19 protein-coding genes are annotated in these 17,407 nt (G+C 35.5%); 15 read left to right on the top strand and 4 right to left on the bottom strand.

What is annotated here, in order from left to right:
- Positions 1–31 precede the first annotated feature (31 nt).
- Positions 32–838, top strand: a complete 807-nt coding sequence (locus tag ACLMCG_RS19325) for a patatin-like phospholipase family protein (protein WP_223601515.1) — start codon at positions 32–34, stop codon at positions 836–838.
- A 36-nt stretch (positions 839–874) separates the two neighbouring features.
- On the opposite strand, the gene ACLMCG_RS19320 is transcribed toward ACLMCG_RS19325, so the two are convergent.
- Entirely contained in the window at positions 875–1,879 is a 1,005-nt protein-coding gene (locus ACLMCG_RS19320; RefSeq protein ID WP_223601516.1) for a DHH family phosphoesterase, read from the bottom strand.
- A gap of 235 nt (positions 1,880–2,114) precedes the next feature.
- On the opposite strand from ACLMCG_RS19320, the gene rpmH reads away from it, so the two are divergent.
- On the top strand, positions 2,115–2,273 hold the full coding sequence (gene rpmH / locus ACLMCG_RS19315; RefSeq protein ID WP_039365072.1) for a 50S ribosomal protein L34: 159 nt from the start codon (positions 2,115–2,117) through the stop codon (positions 2,271–2,273).
- A 153-nt stretch (positions 2,274–2,426) separates the two neighbouring features.
- Positions 2,427–3,137, top strand: coding sequence for a cell division ATP-binding protein FtsE (locus ACLMCG_RS19310; protein ID WP_047373550.1), 711 nt, complete (start codon positions 2,427–2,429; stop codon positions 3,135–3,137).
- A gap of 68 nt (positions 3,138–3,205) precedes the next feature.
- Here the strand turns inward: ACLMCG_RS19310 and ACLMCG_RS19305 are convergent, their stop codons facing one another.
- The 3 genes from ACLMCG_RS19305 to ACLMCG_RS19295 are packed head-to-tail and all read right to left on the bottom strand — an operon-like array spanning position 3,206 to position 5,938.
- On the bottom strand, positions 3,206–3,898 hold the full coding sequence (locus ACLMCG_RS19305; protein ID WP_413960847.1) for a tRNA1(Val) (adenine(37)-N6)-methyltransferase: 693 nt from the start codon (positions 3,896–3,898) through the stop codon (positions 3,206–3,208).
- A complete protein-coding gene (locus ACLMCG_RS19300) occupies positions 3,898–5,352 on the bottom strand; it encodes a sensor histidine kinase (protein WP_223601518.1) in 1,455 nt (484 codons plus the stop codon). The genes ACLMCG_RS19305 and ACLMCG_RS19300 overlap by 1 nt, the downstream gene beginning before the upstream one ends.
- Before the next feature lies 1 nt (position 5,353).
- A complete protein-coding gene (locus tag ACLMCG_RS19295) occupies positions 5,354–5,938 on the bottom strand; it encodes a riboflavin synthase (RefSeq protein ID WP_223601519.1) in 585 nt (194 codons plus the stop codon).
- A 48-nt stretch (positions 5,939–5,986) separates the two neighbouring features.
- Here ACLMCG_RS19295 and pdxA point away from each other — a divergent pair, with 48 nt between their 5' ends.
- The 12 genes from pdxA (at position 5,987) to ACLMCG_RS19235 (ending at position 17,377) form a co-directional block, all read left to right on the top strand.
- On the top strand, positions 5,987–7,078 hold the full coding sequence (gene pdxA, locus ACLMCG_RS19290; protein ID WP_223601520.1) for a 4-hydroxythreonine-4-phosphate dehydrogenase PdxA: 1,092 nt from the start codon (positions 5,987–5,989) through the stop codon (positions 7,076–7,078).
- An 84-nt stretch (positions 7,079–7,162) separates the two neighbouring features.
- Positions 7,163–7,693 (top strand): YceD family protein, encoded by a 531-nt coding sequence (locus ACLMCG_RS19285; RefSeq protein ID WP_223601521.1) that lies wholly within the window; start codon positions 7,163–7,165, stop codon positions 7,691–7,693.
- A 67-nt stretch (positions 7,694–7,760) separates the two neighbouring features.
- Complete coding sequence (gene rpmF / locus ACLMCG_RS19280) at positions 7,761–7,964, top strand: 50S ribosomal protein L32 (protein WP_002976251.1); 204 nt, start codon at positions 7,761–7,763, stop codon at positions 7,962–7,964.
- Positions 7,965–8,091: 127 nt separating this feature from the next.
- Positions 8,092–8,574 carry an acetyl-CoA carboxylase biotin carboxyl carrier protein gene (gene accB, locus ACLMCG_RS19275; RefSeq protein ID WP_047385964.1) on the top strand — a complete coding sequence of 161 codons (483 nt, stop codon included), beginning with the start codon at positions 8,092–8,094 and terminating at the stop codon, positions 8,572–8,574.
- Positions 8,575–8,667: 93 nt separating this feature from the next.
- On the top strand, positions 8,668–10,023 hold the full coding sequence (accC, locus tag ACLMCG_RS19270) for an acetyl-CoA carboxylase biotin carboxylase subunit (RefSeq protein WP_230037441.1): 1,356 nt from the start codon (positions 8,668–8,670) through the stop codon (positions 10,021–10,023).
- A gap of 325 nt (positions 10,024–10,348) precedes the next feature.
- On the top strand, positions 10,349–11,596 hold the full coding sequence (gene rocD / locus ACLMCG_RS19265; RefSeq protein ID WP_413960848.1) for an ornithine--oxo-acid transaminase: 1,248 nt from the start codon (positions 10,349–10,351) through the stop codon (positions 11,594–11,596).
- Entirely contained in the window at positions 11,597–12,385 is a 789-nt protein-coding gene (locus ACLMCG_RS19260; RefSeq protein WP_223601523.1) for a glycosyltransferase family 2 protein, read from the top strand.
- Position 12,386: 1 nt separating this feature from the next.
- Positions 12,387–13,151, top strand: a complete 765-nt coding sequence (locus ACLMCG_RS19255; RefSeq protein ID WP_413960849.1) for a polysaccharide deacetylase family protein — start codon at positions 12,387–12,389, stop codon at positions 13,149–13,151.
- Positions 13,152–13,203: 52 nt separating this feature from the next.
- On the top strand, positions 13,204–13,950 hold the full coding sequence (locus tag ACLMCG_RS19250; RefSeq protein WP_413960899.1) for a glycosyltransferase family 2 protein: 747 nt from the start codon (positions 13,204–13,206) through the stop codon (positions 13,948–13,950).
- A gap of 4 nt (positions 13,951–13,954) precedes the next feature.
- Positions 13,955–14,941 carry a hypothetical protein gene (locus ACLMCG_RS19245; protein ID WP_413960850.1) on the top strand — a complete coding sequence of 329 codons (987 nt, stop codon included), beginning with the start codon at positions 13,955–13,957 and terminating at the stop codon, positions 14,939–14,941.
- A 3-nt stretch (positions 14,942–14,944) separates the two neighbouring features.
- Positions 14,945–16,132, top strand: coding sequence for a glycosyltransferase family 4 protein (locus ACLMCG_RS19240; RefSeq protein ID WP_413960851.1), 1,188 nt, complete (start codon positions 14,945–14,947; stop codon positions 16,130–16,132).
- Positions 16,133–16,135: 3 nt separating this feature from the next.
- The gene (locus tag ACLMCG_RS19235; protein ID WP_413960852.1) at positions 16,136–17,377 is read left to right on the top strand and encodes a glycosyltransferase; all 1,242 of its coding nucleotides are present in this window, start codon (positions 16,136–16,138) and stop codon (positions 17,375–17,377) included.
- Positions 17,378–17,407: the final 30 nt, after the last annotated feature.

The following is a 17,407-nucleotide window of genomic DNA, read 5'->3' as shown; positions in this document are numbered from 1 at the left end:
TCCTGTATATTAGTAGAGGATAATTTTGGTAATGGCTTTATTTTCATTCAAAAAAAAGAAACCACCGGCACCACCGGTTATCGGGCTTACACTTTCAGGCGGAGGAATGCGTGGAATTGCGCATATTGCTGTATTGAAAGCGCTGGAAGAATATAATCTGAAACCGCACATTATCTCCGGAACCAGTGCAGGTTCTATCATTGGTGCTTTTTATTCTTTTGGAAAAACACCGGATGAAATGATGGAAATTGTAAGACAGACCTCTTTCTTTTCCCGATCAGCTTTAAAATTATCAAAAAACGGAATTTTCAGCTCCAATTTCATTTTAAAACTGCTTAAAGACTATTTACCGGAAGACAATTTTAATATTTTGGAAATTCCTGTATATGTTGCTGCAACAGAGATGACTCATGGTATTGTCGACTTCTTTTCTGAAGGAGAACTTTTCGGACCGTTGCTGGCCTCTTCCAGCGTTCCTTTTATTCTTCCTCCGGTAAGGATAGGGGAAAAAATCTATGTGGATGGTGGCGTTCTCGACAATCTTCCCATTGAACCTATCATGGATAAATGCAATTTTCTGATTGCCTCCCATGTGAACTCCATCAGCTACGATCAATTAAACAAAATGAGTCTGATGAAAGAATTTGACAGAATCCTTCACTTAGCCATTGCAAAATCCGTGTATTCAAAAGCCAAATACTGTAATATATTTTTAGATCCACCTAAGATGACGAAATACAGCCTTTTCAACAAACGGTATATGGATGAAATGTTTCAGCAGGTGTATGAATATACCTGTCAGGAACTCGAAGAGAAAGGATTTCGTAAAAGTGTCTAGAATTTGAGAACAGAGAATTTACAGATCTTCCCTCTCCTATAATCCTTCCTCTTTTACTTTCTCTTTAAAGTTGGCTATAGTTCCGGATAAAGAGTCTAAAGATTTTCCTCCGGCAGCATTGATGTGTCCTCCACCGCTAAAGTACTTTCTGGAGAATTGGTTTACATCAACATCATCTTTACTTCTGAACGAAATTTTAACAAAATCTTCATACAAATCTTCCATGAAGAATGCAGACATTTTTACACCACCAATACTTAAACCATAGTTTACAAAACCTTCTGTATCTCCTTTCTGGAAACCAAATTCTTTCAATTCGTTTCTTGTAAGGCTTAATACTGCCACTGTTCCATCGTTCACCACTTCTATTCTTCCCAGAACCAAAGCAAGCAAATGCAGACGGGAAACTGTGTTGGTATCCCAGGTATTGGATGTAATCATCGCCGGATCTGCACCATTTTCGATCAAATTGGCAATAATTCTATGTGTAGTCGCGCTGGTAGAACGAAAACGGAAACCACCTGTATCAGTCATAATTCCCGTATAAAGACATTCCGCCATATCCTGATTCACCAGCTTTTCATCATTCATTGCTTCAATGAAATGATAGATCATCTGTGAAGTTGCCGGAATTACGGTATCGGAATAAACAAAGTCAAATTTTTCCGGTTGTTGGTGGTGGTCAATAAGAATTTTTTTTCCCTGAGCTTTCACCAGCCAGTCTCCTAATAATCCAATTCGTGATGGAGAATTAAAATCCAGACAGAAAATAACATCCGCTCCTGCAATCATGTCAGAGGCCAGCTTTCTTTTATATTCTGCAATAATAACTTTTTTAGACTCCGGCATCCATTTCAGAAATTTAGGAAAATCATTAGGCACGATAACTTCCGCATGAATTCCTTTTGCTTTCAGATAATGTTTCAATCCCAGACTTGAACCAATAGCATCTCCATCCGGGTTGTAGTGGGTAAGGATAACTATTTTGCTCTCTTGGGTAAGTAATGTATTGATATCTAAAAGTTCTGCTGGTGTAAACATCTGGTGTTTATTTTCGTTAAAATTAAAGTTTTCAAAGATAGAGCTTTTATATAAATCATTTAAATATTATTTTTGCACAGAGAAATGGTATTCTTATCAGGGGTTTGCCATTGTCCGGTAAAAAAACATTGCATTTAATTTCAAAAAAAAATAATTAAAGTTTGTAACTTATAAAAATTTATATATCTTTGCAACCTGAAAATTAATAGATTAATTACGATTTAAACATATAGTAATGAGTAAAAGAACATTCCAGCCATCAGAAAGAAAAAGAAGAAACAAACACGGTTTCAGAGAAAGAATGTCTACGCCAAATGGAAGAAGAGTTTTGGCTGCGAGAAGAGCTAAAGGCAGAAAGAGTTTAACTGTAAGTGCTGCACGCGCTAAAAGATAATCTTTTTATTATCATATACAAAACATGCTTGAGAAGTTTCTTTTCAGGCATTTTTTGTTGTTAAAATTTACTAAAATTTAGGCTAAATCAACATCTTTTTCTATTTTTAAAAGTTGAAATATTTTTGCTAGAAACAGCCTTTAAAATTAAATTATGCCACATACAAATATCTCCGGAGACAATATTATAAGTTTACAAAACGCAAAGATTGCGCAAAAAAACTTTACTGTACTTTCTGATGTAAATCTTAACATTAAAAAAGGTAGATTCTGCTATCTTATCGGAAAAACAGGTTCCGGAAAAAGCTCCCTTCTGAAAACGCTTTACGGACACATTCCATTGGCATCAGGACACGGAGCTGTTGTAGGATTTGACCTGGCAAAGCTAAAACCTTCTGATATTCCTAACTTAAGAAGAAAATTAGGAATCGTATTCCAGGACTTCCAGTTACTTTCTGACAGAACGGTTGAAAAAAACCTGAAATTTGTTCTTGAAGCAACAGGCTGGAATGATAAAGTAAAAATAGAAGACCGTATCAATGAGGTTTTGGGAAGCGTGAACATGAAAAGCAAAAAGCACAAAATGCCACACGAGCTTTCCGGAGGTGAGCAGCAGCGTATTGCCATCGCAAGAGCCCTTCTTAACCACCCGGATCTTATCTTAGCGGATGAGCCTACGGGAAACCTGGACCCTGAAACTTCTAACGAAATTATGACGCTATTGAAGCAGGTTGCCCTTGAAAATGGTGCTGCAGTAGTAATGGCAACACACGATTACCACATGATTCAAAACTTCCCTGGTGAAGCTATCAGATGCGAAGATGGAAAAGTATCTGTATTGGATACGGCAGAATTGTTTGAGTAAGAATTAAAAAATTGAGAGATTAAGAAATTCAGAAATTACTAACTTCTAAAATCTAATTTCTAACTTCTCTATTTAAAAACATGAAACTCTTTAGTGAGTTCAAGATATTGGTCCGAGTATTGTCTCGGACTTTTTTCTATAATAAAGTAAGATTCATCGATTTCTTTTTCTTGTGATGAAAATTCCAGAATCAGCCTTTTAGCTTTTGAATTATCAATTCCTTTGATATTAATCCTTCTGTTTAAAAACAGATGATTCTCTTTACCTACTGAAACAAAAACGCCTCCTGCTTCAACAGGAATAATTACGGAAAGAATCCCGTTTTCCGATAATAATCGCGCTGCTTTGGTAATTAACTGCCTGAAATTTAATTCTACAGTCTGGCGTGCAATCTTGTCTTTTTCAGATCCCGATTCTTCAAAATAGGGAGGATTGGAAACAATAAGATCAAACCGCTCTTCTGTCTCGAAAGTTTTAAAATCCTGATGTCTGTTTTTCAGCCTTGCATGAAAAGGCGCGTTTTTAAAATTAAGCTTAGTAAGCGCTGCTGCATCTTCATTAATATCCAGTCCTAAAAAATAAGCCTGCGGATTTCTTTGCGCCAGCATTAAGGAGATCAATCCAGTTCCCGTTCCTACTTCCAAAACATTGAACGCATTGCTAACATTTGCTAAAGCACCAATCAAAACTCCGTCTGTTCCTACCCGGAAGACGTCTTTGGACTGTTCTATTTTAAATTGTTTAAATGTAAAAGGTTTCACTATAAATTGGTAGGCAGCGTAATGATGAATGTAGATCCTTTTCCTATTTCAGATTTTACAGAGATTTCTCCTTTATAGTCTTCAATCATCTTTCTTACCATAGATAAGCCCAGCCCCATTCCGCTGCTTTTAGACGTAAAATTCGGCTCAAAGATTCTTTCGTACATACTTTCAGGAATTCCTATTCCGTTATCCTGAACAGAAATAATCACTCTCCTCTGATGCTGCTCCACATCTACGTTAATGATCAGTTTTCTCTCATCGCTTTCGGCCTGTTTTGCATTGGTAACAAGATTCGTTATAATTCTGGAAAGATAAATTCTATCCATATTGATCATAATATTACTCTTATTGGCATGCATAAAGATACTGTCATCATTGAAAACACGGAGAATATCTTCAACCTCTGTATTCAGATTGATCACCTCATTATTTTTTTCAGGAAGTTTCGCAAATTCTGAGAAAGCTGAAGCTACCGTTGCAATCAGGTCTATCTGATCTACAATTGTTTTACTCATCTGTTTTACCCTTTCTCTGATATTCGGATCTTCAGGATCAAATTTTCTTTCAAAATTCTGAATGGTCAGTTTCATCGGAGTCAATGGGTTTTTCACCTCATGAGCCACCTGCTTGGCCATCTCTCTCCAGGCTTCCTCAGACGCCTTGAACCTAAGTCTTTCTTTCTGGTCCTGGATCTGCAGAATCATTCTGTTATAAGCTCTTGCCAAGGCATTAAGCTCATCGTTTTTATAATATCTGATAGGTCGCATTTCATTTTCGAATAATGTAATACGGGTAATCATATCAGAGAACTTCGTAATTGTTTTCGCAAGACTGTTGGAAGTCACCCAGCTGATCCAGATACTGAACAGAATAAGAAATATATCGACTAAAAGAATGTATTTTACATATTGATGAAGAACTCCCAGGTAAGCAGACTCATCATGATATAAAGGAATATAAACAACCCCTATTGGTTTCAGTTCATTGTTTTTCAAAAGAAGGTAAGAAGAGGTAAGCCTGGCATCTTTAGCAGCGTCATACCTTGTCAAATCAACCCTGGCATCTGTTGCCAATATCCTGTTAATGATTTCCATGGGAATTGTTTTCTGCTCAACCAAAGCTTCGTCTTTATTGGAAAGCAGATAATCTCCCTTTAGATCATAAATAATAATATCATGCTGGTTAATATCCCCTATTTCGAAAATTTTATTTCCTAAAACCGTTGGTAAATCTTTAGTTTCAACAAGGGTACGGCTTACGGCATAATCCAGATACCTCATTACAGCAGTAGTCTTCTCCTGCATGTCAATATTACTTTGCTTTAAAGAATTATTCCTTAAAACAAAGTAGGGAACAAGTGAAGTCGCTACAACACTTAAAAAACATACCAGCAGGAAACCGAAAAACACACGATTCCTTAAGCTATATCCTTTATACTTATTAATTGACATTCTACTTTTTAATTAACCTAGCAATATACTTACCAATGATGTCAAATTCCAGGTTTACTTTATCACCAATTTTTAAATGTTTCATATTGGTAAATTCCCATGTATAAGGAATAATGGCTACAGAAAACTGAGCGTCTTCACTTTTTGCAACAGTAAGGCTGATTCCATTTACCGTGATTGATCCCTGCGGTACCGTTACAAAACTTCCGTCATGAGCATATTTCATGGTAATAAAATAGCTTCCGTCTTTGTTTTCAATTCCCACAACTTCACCGGTTTTATCAACATGCCCCTGAACGATATGCCCATCCAGTCTTCCATCCATCTTCATGCATCGCTCCAGATTCACTACGGTACCCAATTCCCATTTTCCAAGGTTGGTTTTTTCCAGAGTTTCGTTGATGGCTGTTACCACATATTGATTATCTTTTATTTCAACAACTGTAAGGCAGCAGCCGTTGTGTGCAAGACTTTGGTCTATTTTTAATTCGTTTGTAAAGGGGCATGTCAAGGTAAAATCTATATTGCTTCCTTTTTCTTCAATCTTCTCAATAACACCAACTGCTTCAATAATTCCTGTGAACATATTATTTTTTGCTAAATTTGTAAATTATAATCTTCAAAGATAATCAAAATGAGCCCAAAAAACCATAAAGTACGAGTAGGAATTTCAATCGGTGATTTCAACGGCATCGGCCCGGAGATCATTATGAAGTCTCTGAAAGACAAAACTATTACGGATTTTTTCACTCCTGTAATTTTTGGTTCGGGAAAATTATTCACTTATCAGAAAAACATTTTTAAGCTGAATCTTAATTTCAACTATATTAATGAGGCTTCACAGGCTCAGGCAGGGAAACTTAATATGCTTAACCTGACGAAGGAAAACGTTAATGTAGAATTGGGAGTTCCTACAGAAGAATCTACCAAAATGGCTATTGATTCTCTGGAAGCAGCAACTGAAGCTTTGATGAAAGGAGAAATTGATGTTTTAGTAACCGCTCCTATCAACAAAGATGAAATGGTGAAAATGGGCTTTAAACATGCCGGACATACAGGATACTTCGAGGAGAAATTCAGTAAAAAAGGATTGATGTTCCTGGTAACAGAGGATCTTAAAGTAGCCGTATCTACACATCATATTCCAATTTCGCAGGTAGCTGAAAATATTTCCAAAGAAAAAATAAAGAAACAGATCAGAGTACTAAACCAAACCCTTATAGAAGATTTCTGTATCCAGAAGCCTAAAATAGCCGTATTAGGATTAAATCCTCATGCCGGAGATGGCGGTGTTATTGGAAATGAAGAAATTGAAATCATCAGCCCGGCAATCAAGGAACTTTCTGACAACGGAACATTGGCATTTGGTCCTTTCCCGGCAGACAGCTTTTTCCAGCCAAGCAAATATAAAAATTTCGATGCGGTTTTAGCAATGTATCATGACCAGGGATTAGCTCCTTTCAAAACATTAGCATATGAAGAAGGTGTAAACTATACAGCAGGACTTCCTTTTATCAGAACCTCTCCGGATCACGGTGTAGCTTATGATATTGCAGGAAAAAATATTGCTGATGAGCAGAGTTTTACAGAAGCAATATTCACAGCTATTAAGATTTTCAAGAACAGAAGTGAATACAGCGAACTCATGAATGACCGCATGCAGCCTAGAAAAATGGTTGTAGACAACGGAATAGATGAGGATCTACCGGAGGAAACTGAAGGATAAATCTTTAAAACAAATTTTAAATTAATTTGTTTCAGATTTTATTTGTTATTATAAAAAAAATGCATATTTTTGCACACTCATTTTATGGACAAGTTAAGAAACTATGACGTAAGCTTTTCCGGACTAAAAAACGGAAAACACGAGTTCAAGTTTGAGATAGATAAAACGTTCTTTCAATTATTTGACACTGAGCAGGAATTTACAAATCCTAGAATAGAAGTGAATGTATCGCTTGATAAACACACTACTTTTCTAGAATTTGAGATTAAAATTAATGGATTGGTTGAGTTGGTTTGTGATATTACAAACGAAGATTTTGACTATCCTATTGAGAATGAAATCAAGATTTTGGTGAATTTCGGGGAAGAATATGATGACAGCAATGAAGATGTCATTACCATTCCTACTGCAGAGCATGCTTTCAATGTAGCACATTTGATATATGAAAATGTAATGCTTTCTATCCCTATGAAAAAGATTTCACCCAATGTAAATGATGAAGATCTTGAAATTCTTGACCAGTTCAGTCCGAAAGATATTGAGGAAGCAGAAGAGGAAGAACATGAAAGTGATCCCAGATGGGATGCTTTAAGAAAGTTAAGAGACAATAATTAAATAGAATAATTTAAATATGATGAGATGATGAATCTCATCGCTCATCAATTAAAAAAGTTATTAGAAAATGGCACATCCAAAGAGAAGACAGTCGTCGACAAGAAGAGATAAGAGAAGAACTCACTACAAAGCTGTAGTTCCTCAATTAGCTAAAGATGCAACAACAGGAGAGCTTCACCTATACCACAGAGCTCACTGGCATGAAGGAAAACTTTACTACAGAGGTAAAGTAGTATTGGAAAAAGAAGTAGCTGCTACTGAAGAAAACTAAGAGTCGCTTTTCATTGAAAAAGCCTCGTTTTAATACAAAAACCGCCCAATTTTGATAAAATTTGGCGGTTTTTTGTTGTTTTTTACGTTTTTTTGGTATCTTTGACCCAAAATCAAATATCAAATTTATGGACATTAAAGACATACAAAATCTTATCAAGTTTGTATCTAAGGCTGAAGTTTCAGAGGTAAAATATAAGACTAAAGATTTCGAAATCACTATTAAAACTCCATTAGCAGGAAGCGATGCTGTATATGCACAGCCAGCAGTATACCACACTGCACCACAAGCGGTAGCTGCTCCAGCACCTGTTGCAACTCCTGCTGCTCCTGCTGCTGAGAAAGCTGAAGCTGCATCTGATGACAGCAAGTATGTAACAATCAAGTCTCCTATGATTGGTACTTTCTATAGAAAACCATCTCCTGATAAAGATGTATTTGTAAATGTAGGTGACGAAGTTTCTGTTGGTAAAGTAGTTTGCGTTATTGAAGCAATGAAGCTATTCAACCAGATTGAATCTGAAATCAGCGGAAAAATCGTTAAAATCTTAGTTGACGATGCTACTCCTGTAGAATATGACCAACCTTTATTCTTAGTAGATCCATCTTAAGGAATTTTAGATTAAAGATTATAAATTTTAGATGAATCTTTTTCATTTAAAATAATTTAAAATTCAAAATTTATAATTTAAAATTTCGGAGAGATGTTCAAAAAAATATTAATAGCCAATCGTGGCGAAATTGCAATGCGTATTTTACGTACTTGTAAAGAAATGGGGATCAAAACCGTTGCGGTATACTCTACTGCTGATAAAGACAGTCTTCACGTAAGATTTGCTGATGAAGCGGTATGTATTGGCCCTGCAATGAGTAAAGACTCTTATCTTAAAATCCCTAACATTATTGCGGCTGCGGAAATTACCAATGCCGACGCCATTCACCCGGGTTATGGATTCTTATCTGAAAATGCTAACTTCTCAAGAATCTGTCAAAAGAACGGCATCAAATTTATCGGTGCTTCTCCAGAACAGATTGAAAAGATGGGAGATAAAGCGAACGCTAAGGCTACCATGAAAGCTGCAGGTGTACCATGTGTACCAGGTTCTGACGGATTGATCGAATCTTACGAGCACGCTGTAAAAGTGGCTGAAGAAACAGGATACCCGGTAATGATCAAAGCTACTGCCGGTGGTGGTGGAAAAGGAATGAGAGCTGTATGGAAAGCTGAAGACCTTAAAGATCACTGGGAATCTGCAATTCAGGAAGCTGTAGCTGCCTTCGGAAATGGAGGTATGTATATGGAAAAACTGATTGAAGAGCCCAGACACATCGAAATTCAGGTTGCCGGTGACCAGTTCGGTAAAGCCTGTCACCTTTCTGAAAGAGACTGTTCTGTACAGAGAAGAAATCAGAAATTAACTGAAGAAACACCTTCTCCTTTCATGACAGATGAACTTCGTGAAAAAATGGGTGACGCTGCTGTAAAAGCTGCTGAATTCATTGGATACGAAGGGGTAGGAACTATCGAATTCCTTGTAGACAAGCACAGAAATTTCTATTTCATGGAAATGAATACAAGAATCCAGGTAGAACACCCTATTACTGAACAGGTAATTGATTATGACCTGATCAGAGAACAAATTCTTCTTGCGGCAGGAACTCCTATTTCAGGAATCAACTATTACCCTAAATTACATTCAATCGAATGTAGAATCAATGCAGAAGATCCCTACGCAGACTTCAGACCGTCTCCGGGAAAAATCACAGGATTAAATATCCCTGGCGGACACGGAATCAGAGTAGACACTCACGTATATTCAGGATACAGTATTCCTTCTAACTATGACTCAATGATTGCTAAGCTTATCACCACGGCTCAAACCCGTGAAGAAGCTATTGCTAAAATGAAACGTGCTCTTGAGGAATTCTATATTGAAGGAGTAAAAACAACAATTCCTTTCCACAGACAACTGATGGATAATGAAGATTATCTTGCAGGGAACTATACTACAAAATTCATGGAAGATTTTGTAATGGATAGAAAATATGATAATCACTAAGATTATTTAAATATAAAACGAAACTGTCTCTTTTTGAGGCAGTTTTTTTTCGTCCATTAGTATCGAATATTTCAGACTACATATCATAAAAATTATTGGCAGCATTCCATCGTTAATGATTAACAAAAAGTTAATAAAGAAGAAGAAAATAAAATTCTGTTATTAGAAAGATATAAAACCTAAAACAAACCGTCAACAAAGAAAATATTTTCTGGTACTGCATTATTACGCCTTAAAATCTACTTCAATTACACCTCCATACGACACTGGGTATTTGTTCAGGCATATCATTAATATTATGTAAATTTGTTGAAAACCAAAATATATGTCAACAGCAGAACAAACAAAAAACTCACAGTATTTTATTGACCTTGAAGACAAACATGGAGCACATAATTATCACCCGCTTCCAGTAGTTCTGGACCGCGGAGAAGGTGTTTTCGTTTGGGATGTAGAAGGCAAAAGGTATTATGATTTTCTTTCAGCATATTCTGCTGTAAATCAGGGACACTCTCACCCTAAAATTGTAGAAGCATTGGTAGAGCAGGCAAAAAAGCTTGCTTTAACATCAAGAGCGTTCTATAACTCTAAATTGGGAGAATACGAACAAAAAATCACGACCCTTTTCGGGTTTGATAAAGTTTTACCCATGAACTCCGGAGCTGAAGCTGTGGAAACTGCAGTAAAACTAGCGAGAAAATGGAGTTATGAAGTAAAAGGAATTTCTGAAAACGCAGCCAAAATAATTGTTTGCGAAAATAATTTCCACGGGAGAACAACAACTATCGTTTCTTTCTCTAATGATCCGGATGCCAACCAGAACTACGGACCTTTTACCCCAGGATTTATCAAAATTCCTTATAATGATATTGCAGCCCTAGAAGAAGTTCTGAGCAGAGAAGCAGATACTATTGCTGCATTCCTTGTTGAGCCTATTCAGGGAGAAGCCGGAGTATATGTTCCGGATGAAAACTTCCTTAAAAATGCTTCTGAACTATGTAAAAAACATAACGTTCTTTTTATTGCTGATGAAGTTCAGACTGGTATTGCAAGAACAGGAAAACTGATTGCATGCCACCACGAAGATGTACAACCGGATATTTTAATTTTAGGGAAAGCCCTTTCCGGAGGAATGTACCCCGTATCAGCAGTTTTAGCTAACGACAGCATTATGAATGTTATCAAGCCGGGGCAGCATGGTTCTACATTCGGAGGAAACCCTATTGCCTGTGCAGTAGCAGTAGCAGCATTGGACGTTGTAGCTGAAGAAAAATTATCTGAAAGAGCTGAAGAACTTGGACAGTTATTCAGAGCTGAAATCAATAAGCTTATCGAAAAGACAGATCTTATTACCAAAGTAAGAGGAAAAGGACTTTTAAATGCTATCCTGATCAATGATACTCCTGAAAGTTCTACTGCCTGGAACCTTTGTTTACAGTTAAAAGAAAACGGATTACTGGCAAAACCTACCCATGGTAATATCATCAGACTGGCGCCGCCATTGGTAATTACTGAAGAGCAATTACTGGATTGTGTGAAGATTATTGAAAAGACTATTCTTGAGTATAAATAAATGGCTCTTTCCCTTGCAATCATTACTTATAATGAAGAAGAGAACATCGTAAGACTTTTAGATTCGTTAACGGATACTGTTGATGAGATTATTATTGTTGACAGCTTTTCGACAGACAGAACCAAAGAGATTTGCACTCAAAAATATCCTCAGGTAAAATTCTCTGAGAAAAAATTTAACGGGTATGGTGAACAAAAAAACCATGCCCTTACTTTATGCTGTCATGAATGGGTTCTGTTTCTGGATGCTGACGAAGTTCCTGACGAAGACATGAAAAGATCCATAACGGAAATTGTGTCTTCAGAAAGAACAGAGTTCAATGTGTATAAAGCAAGATTTAACAATCATCTTGGAGTTCACCTGATCAGATTTGGAGGATGGGGAAATGTATGCCGTGAAAGATTGTTCAGAAAAAAATACGCCAGGTATTCTGATGATAAAGTTCATGAATTTCTGATTACCGATCAGAAAGCCGGTCTTCTGGAAGGAAAACTGAATCATTATACCTACAAAAGCATTCATCATCATGTCTCGAAAATCAATAAATATTCTGATATGATGGCTGAGAAAATGTATGAGAGAGGAAAAAAAATCAATAGATTTAAAATTATTGTAAGTCCTATCTTTGAATTTATCAAAGTATTTATTTTCAAAAGAGGCTTTTTGGATGGATTTCCCGGTTTTTACATTGCCAAAACGATGTCTTATTACACTTTTTTAAAATATATTAAATTGCGTGAAAAAATAAGACTAGTGGAAATAGAAAAGGAAAAAAACAGAATAAAATAGTATGATTCTTTATCTTATTCCTGTTGTATTGGCGGTATTTATCGTTTTATATTTCCGTCTCTATCTATTTGCTTTCCCGCACAACAGACTGGTTATCCTTATGTATCATCAGATTGAAAAGGAAAGCCATGAAGATCTTACGGTAAGTTTAAAAAATCTTGAACAGCAGTTTTCTTACCTGAGCCGTAAAAGATATACTTCGCAGTTTTTTTCAGAACTTACTGCTTCCACGAAAAAAAATATCATCATCACCTTTGATGACGGCTACAGAAATAACCTTGAATATCTGCCGTCTTTACTGAAAAAATATAATCTGAAAGCTACTATTTTTATTCCAACCGGATTTATTGAAAAGGGATATAAAAATTATCCTATGATGACCTTTGATGAAATCAGAAATCTGGATAAAAAATATTTTGAAATTGCCCTTCATAGCCATGCCCATGAAAATCTAAAAAATGCTTCTCTTGATTTTATAGAAAAAGATCTAAAAAAAAATATGGAAATTCTTGATGCCCAAAACATCAGGTATTCAAGAGTTTTAGCATATCCGTATGGAAAATATCCACAAAAAAAAGATGATAAATTAGCATTTTTTTCTATTTTAAAAAAAATAGGAATCGATTTTGCAGTAAGAATTGGAAATAAGGTGAATTATTACCCTACCCGGCATCCATACGAGCTATGTAGAATTGATATAAAAGGCAAAGATTCGATCATAAAATTCAAATTAAAACTTATCTTTGGCAGATTAAAACTATTTTAAAAACAATATTAAAGGAGTATTCACGTACTTCTCTATCAAACAAATCGTTGTGATGAATATAAGTGGTTTGATCATAACATATAATGAAGAAAAAAATATACAGGATGTCCTTGAGTCTTTTGATTTCTGTGATGAAATAGTAGTGATAGACTCATTTAGCACGGACAAAACTGTAGAAATTGCAAAGAAATTCCCTAATGTAAAGGTGGTTCAAAATAAATTTGAAGACTTTACAAAGCAAAGAAATTTGGCTCTGGATTCTGCAAAAAATGACTGGGTGCTGTTTTTAGATGGTGACGAAAGACTTACACCGGCCCTGAAGCAGGAAATTAAAGATGAGCTGAATAAACCCGGGCAAAAAGATGCCTACTATTTTTACAGGAAATTCTTTTTTGCTCAGAAACCGATTCATTTTTCAGGAACACAGTCTGATAAAAATTTCAGGCTTTTCAGAAAATCGAAGGCCAGATACATGGCAGGAAAAAAAGTACACGAAACTCTGGAAGTCAACGGAACCATTGGGATTTTAAAAAATAAATTACTACATTACTCCGTTTCAGATTATGAATCTTATAGAAAAAAAATGATTCATTACGGAGTTTTAAAGGGGAAAGAACTGGCTGCAAAAGGGAAAAAGTACAATGTTTTAATGCAATATCTTAAAACAGCTTTTAAATTCTTTAAGGCCTATATAATGAGACTGGGTATTTTAGACGGAAAAGAAGGGTATCAGTTATCTTACCTGCAATCTTTAAGCGTTTATGAAACCTATGAATCATTAAAAAAAGAGCAAAATTAGTTGAATGAAGATTTGTATCATTAGTTATGATTTTTGGGATTATGATAAGTATATTGTTGAAGCATTATGCAAACGGGGTATTGATGCCCATCATATAAAGATCAGCTCAGTTACTCATTCCAATTTCAATGAAAGAGCTGTAAATGCTTTAAGCAAAACCTTTTTAAACAAAAATCTTAAGACTGAAAAAAGACAGAAATATGTTCTGGATGCCCTGGAAAAATTAGGACATCAGGATCAGATACTGGTGATGAATCCTGATACATTTGATCTTTCAACGCTTAAAAAAATCCGAAAATATACAGACCGTCTGGTTACTTATCTTTATGACAACCTTGAAAGAGTACCTGTAGAAGACAAGCTGTACCTTTTTGACAAAATATTTTCCTTCGATTATATAGATGTTAAAAAGCACGGGTTTGAAAAACTGACGAATTATATTTACCTGCCGCACTGCGCAAAAGAAATTCAGCAGCCTGAAATGGATCTTTTCTATATCACTTCTTATGATAACAGAAGGGTTTCACTGATAAAATTACTGGCTAAAAAACTGATTGAACAGGGACTGAAGTTCCAGATTATGATCATTGGAAAAAAATCATGGAAACATCAGCTGACGAATATTTTCATGACGGTACCTAAAAACCTCTTCCTGATTTTCAGCATCAAAAAGATTCCTCATAACGATCTTCCTAAATATTATAAAAATTCGAAGGTATTGCTTGACCTGATGCGCGAAGGTCAATATGGACTTAGTTTCAGGGTTTTTGAAGCGATGTCTCTGGAGAAGAAAATCATTACTGATAATGAAGCCATTAAAACCTATGATTTTTACAATCCCAATAATATTTTGATTTTAAACAAAAATATTAGTAATCTTGACAAATCTTTTTTTAAAACACCTTACGAAAAAATTCCTGAGGAAATCTACTACAGATATACTTTGGATAGTTGGGTAAATAAAGTTTTTGAACTTGATACTAAAAGCTAGCAAATGGGAATCTTAAAAAAAATAAAAAAACACTTCGAAAGAAAAGAAAAGCTCAAATATCTTCAGTCTAAGGATATAGTCAATATCAATCTGTATGACGATTCCCAAAAAACAATCCTGTTTGCTTCAAGAGATTTCCCTGCCCATGATAAAGAATCCGGGGCCAACAGGCTGAAAGAACTTATATTAATCTACAAAGAATTAGGATACAACTGCATTTTATTTGCTCCTCATATTTTTGAAGACGATTCTTATGTGAAATTTTATCAGCATCACCAAGTTATGGTGTATGTAGAGAACAATAAATATAAGAATATCTATGATTTCCTGTCTGCTTTCAAAAAGATAGATTACGTTTGGTTTAATGGACCTCTTGCCCTGAATCTGTTTTACAAGAAGATGAAAGCAGTTCTACCTTCTACCCGATTCATTTATGATATGGTAGATATTCATTTTTTAAGGTTTAAAAGAGCAATTGAACTGGAACCTACCCGCATTTCTTTAAAGAAAAATTATAAACACTTCTTCCGTTTGGAAACGGTTGTTGCCCCACAGCTGGACTACATTATAGCCATCTCTGATAAAGAGAAAGAAATCATGAGCCAGTACGCAGATAAAAATAAGATCATTACCATATCGAACATTCACTATCCTCAGATTGATATTTCGGAAAGGAAGAACTTTAGTAACAGTAAAGGAATTACGTTCATTGGATCTATCCATGAACCGAATATTGATGCGGTAAAATTCCTGTATGAAAAAATAATGCCCATTGTCTGGAAAACCAATCCTGAGCTGGAAGTAAGCATCATTGGGAATGTTTCTGAAAAACTGGATCTTAAACTATATCCTAAGTTTAAATTTTTAGGATTTGTAGAAAGTATTGAAGAGCATTTCATGAATTCTAAAATTATGGTGGCGCCTTTACGCTTTGGAGCTGGAGTAAAAGGAAAAATCGGGCAAGCTTTTGAATACTTTTTCCCGGTGATCACTACTGATATCGGCGCTGAAGGAATGAAGCTTACAGATAAAAAGAATGTGTTGATTGCCAATGATGAAAATAGTTTTGCAGAAGCCATCATTCAACTGAATAATAATGAAGAGCTTTGGAATACATTAAGCCAAAATTCTGTGGACAGTCTGAGAGCATTTTCACCAGAAGAAGTAAAAGAAAAACTTAAAACACTATAATATATGTCATTAAGCGTAAACTATCACGGTTTTTTTGAGGGAAATTTTGGGATAGCAGAGGCAACAAGGCTTAATGCTGCTGCTATGGAAAGCCAGGGCATTACAGTAAACCGCATCAGCTACTCAAGTGACACTCTTGAAAAGTCTAAAAGTGACGCACAGCCCAATGCATTAATTAATATTTTTCACATTAACAGTAATGTGACCCACGAATTTTTTTCAAAAAACCAGGATATCAATCTTACAGGTCATTACAACATTGTCTATTGGGCCTGGGAATTCCCCGAAGTTTCAGATAAAACAGTTGAGTTTCTGAACATTTTTGATGAATTATGGGTTCCTAGTGATTTCTGTGTCAATATTTTTACAAAATATACTGGGATTCCCGTGATGAGATTCTCCCACCCGATTCAGAAGCTGCCTCCTTCTGATGAATTTAATTTTGAAGAATATAATATTAAGCCCGGAACCAATGTATATATTACAATTTTTGATTCATTAAGTACTACCATCAGAAAAAATCCTGAAGCTACAATTGAGGCCTTTATGAATGTTTTCAAAAATGATCCGGAAAGTGTTCTCATTGTAAAAACACATAATCTTGACAGGAGTAAAGATGCACAGACAGTATTGGAAAAATACGCCGGCATTTCGAATATTGTCATTATAAATGAACATTTTTCAAAAGAAAAGCTTCATTCATTGATTCAGAAGTCTGATGTTCTTATTTCTTTACATGGTTCTGAAGGTTTCGGACTGACTATGGCAGAGGCTATGTCGTACGGAAAAATTGTTGTAGGAACCGGATATTCCGGAAATCTGGACTTTATGAATGTGAACAACAGTTTCCTTGTTCAATATGATTTTATTAAAACTTCAAACACAAAAGGATTGATTGCTGAAGGACTTACTTTAGCAAGGCCAAATTTGGAGGATGCTACCCAAAAGCTTCAGTATATAAAAAATAATTTCAAGTCCTTAACTTCTATTAAACAAAGTGCAGAAGCTCAGATCAGAGATCACTTTTCTCTTGAAGCTATAGGAAAACTGCTTAAGCTGAGACTTTCTTTTATTGACCAGATGGATAAAAAAGAAAATACTTCAGAAAATAGTGTCGGGAACGTTTTTTATCTTGCCGAAATAGACAGATTGAGCGGCAGAGTAAATTACCTGGAAAAAACATTATACAATAAAATACGAAAAAAAGTAAATATCTTTTTAAAGAAAATAAAAGGTAAAAAATAAAAAGAGCGGTGGTTTCGTTTGAATCTACCG

The organism is Chryseobacterium sp. S90 (assembly GCF_047444895.1).
GTDB lineage: Bacteria > Bacteroidota > Bacteroidia > Flavobacteriales > Weeksellaceae > Chryseobacterium.
The sequence above is the reverse complement of the archived record's forward strand: the minus strand, read 5'-3'. Positions and strand labels throughout refer to the sequence as shown.

Bases quoted from the DNA above. Each gene is read 5' to 3' on its own strand.
- ACLMCG_RS19285 (WP_223601521.1), top strand. From the start codon at position 7,163: ATGGACAAGTTAAGAAACTATGACGTAAGCTTTTCCGGACTAAAAAAC.
- rocD (WP_413960848.1), top strand. From the start codon at position 10,349: ATGTCAACAGCAGAACAAACAAAAAACTCACAGTATTTTATTGACCTT.
- ACLMCG_RS19320 (WP_223601516.1), bottom strand. From the start codon at position 1,879: ATGTTTACACCAGCAGAACTTTTAGATATCAATACATTACTTACCCAA.
- accC (WP_230037441.1), top strand. From the start codon at position 8,668: ATGTTCAAAAAAATATTAATAGCCAATCGTGGCGAAATTGCAATGCGT.
- ACLMCG_RS19255 (WP_413960849.1), top strand. From the start codon at position 12,387: ATGATTCTTTATCTTATTCCTGTTGTATTGGCGGTATTTATCGTTTTA.
- ACLMCG_RS19295 (WP_223601519.1), bottom strand. From the start codon at position 5,938: ATGTTCACAGGAATTATTGAAGCAGTTGGTGTTATTGAGAAGATTGAA.
- ACLMCG_RS19240 (WP_413960851.1), top strand. From the start codon at position 14,945: ATGGGAATCTTAAAAAAAATAAAAAAACACTTCGAAAGAAAAGAAAAG.
- ACLMCG_RS19245 (WP_413960850.1), top strand. From the start codon at position 13,955: ATGAAGATTTGTATCATTAGTTATGATTTTTGGGATTATGATAAGTAT.
- rpmH (WP_039365072.1), top strand. From the start codon at position 2,115: ATGAGTAAAAGAACATTCCAGCCATCAGAAAGAAAAAGAAGAAACAAA.
- ACLMCG_RS19235 (WP_413960852.1), top strand. From the start codon at position 16,136: ATGTCATTAAGCGTAAACTATCACGGTTTTTTTGAGGGAAATTTTGGG.
- ACLMCG_RS19260 (WP_223601523.1), top strand. From the start codon at position 11,597: ATGGCTCTTTCCCTTGCAATCATTACTTATAATGAAGAAGAGAACATC.
- ACLMCG_RS19325 (WP_223601515.1), top strand. From the start codon at position 32: ATGGCTTTATTTTCATTCAAAAAAAAGAAACCACCGGCACCACCGGTT.
- accB (WP_047385964.1), top strand. From the start codon at position 8,092: ATGGACATTAAAGACATACAAAATCTTATCAAGTTTGTATCTAAGGCT.
- ACLMCG_RS19250 (WP_413960899.1), top strand. From the start codon at position 13,204: ATGAATATAAGTGGTTTGATCATAACATATAATGAAGAAAAAAATATA.
- rpmF (WP_002976251.1), top strand. From the start codon at position 7,761: ATGGCACATCCAAAGAGAAGACAGTCGTCGACAAGAAGAGATAAGAGA.
- ACLMCG_RS19310 (WP_047373550.1), top strand. From the start codon at position 2,427: ATGCCACATACAAATATCTCCGGAGACAATATTATAAGTTTACAAAAC.
- ACLMCG_RS19300 (WP_223601518.1), bottom strand. From the start codon at position 5,352: ATGTCAATTAATAAGTATAAAGGATATAGCTTAAGGAATCGTGTGTTT.
- pdxA (WP_223601520.1), top strand. From the start codon at position 5,987: ATGAGCCCAAAAAACCATAAAGTACGAGTAGGAATTTCAATCGGTGAT.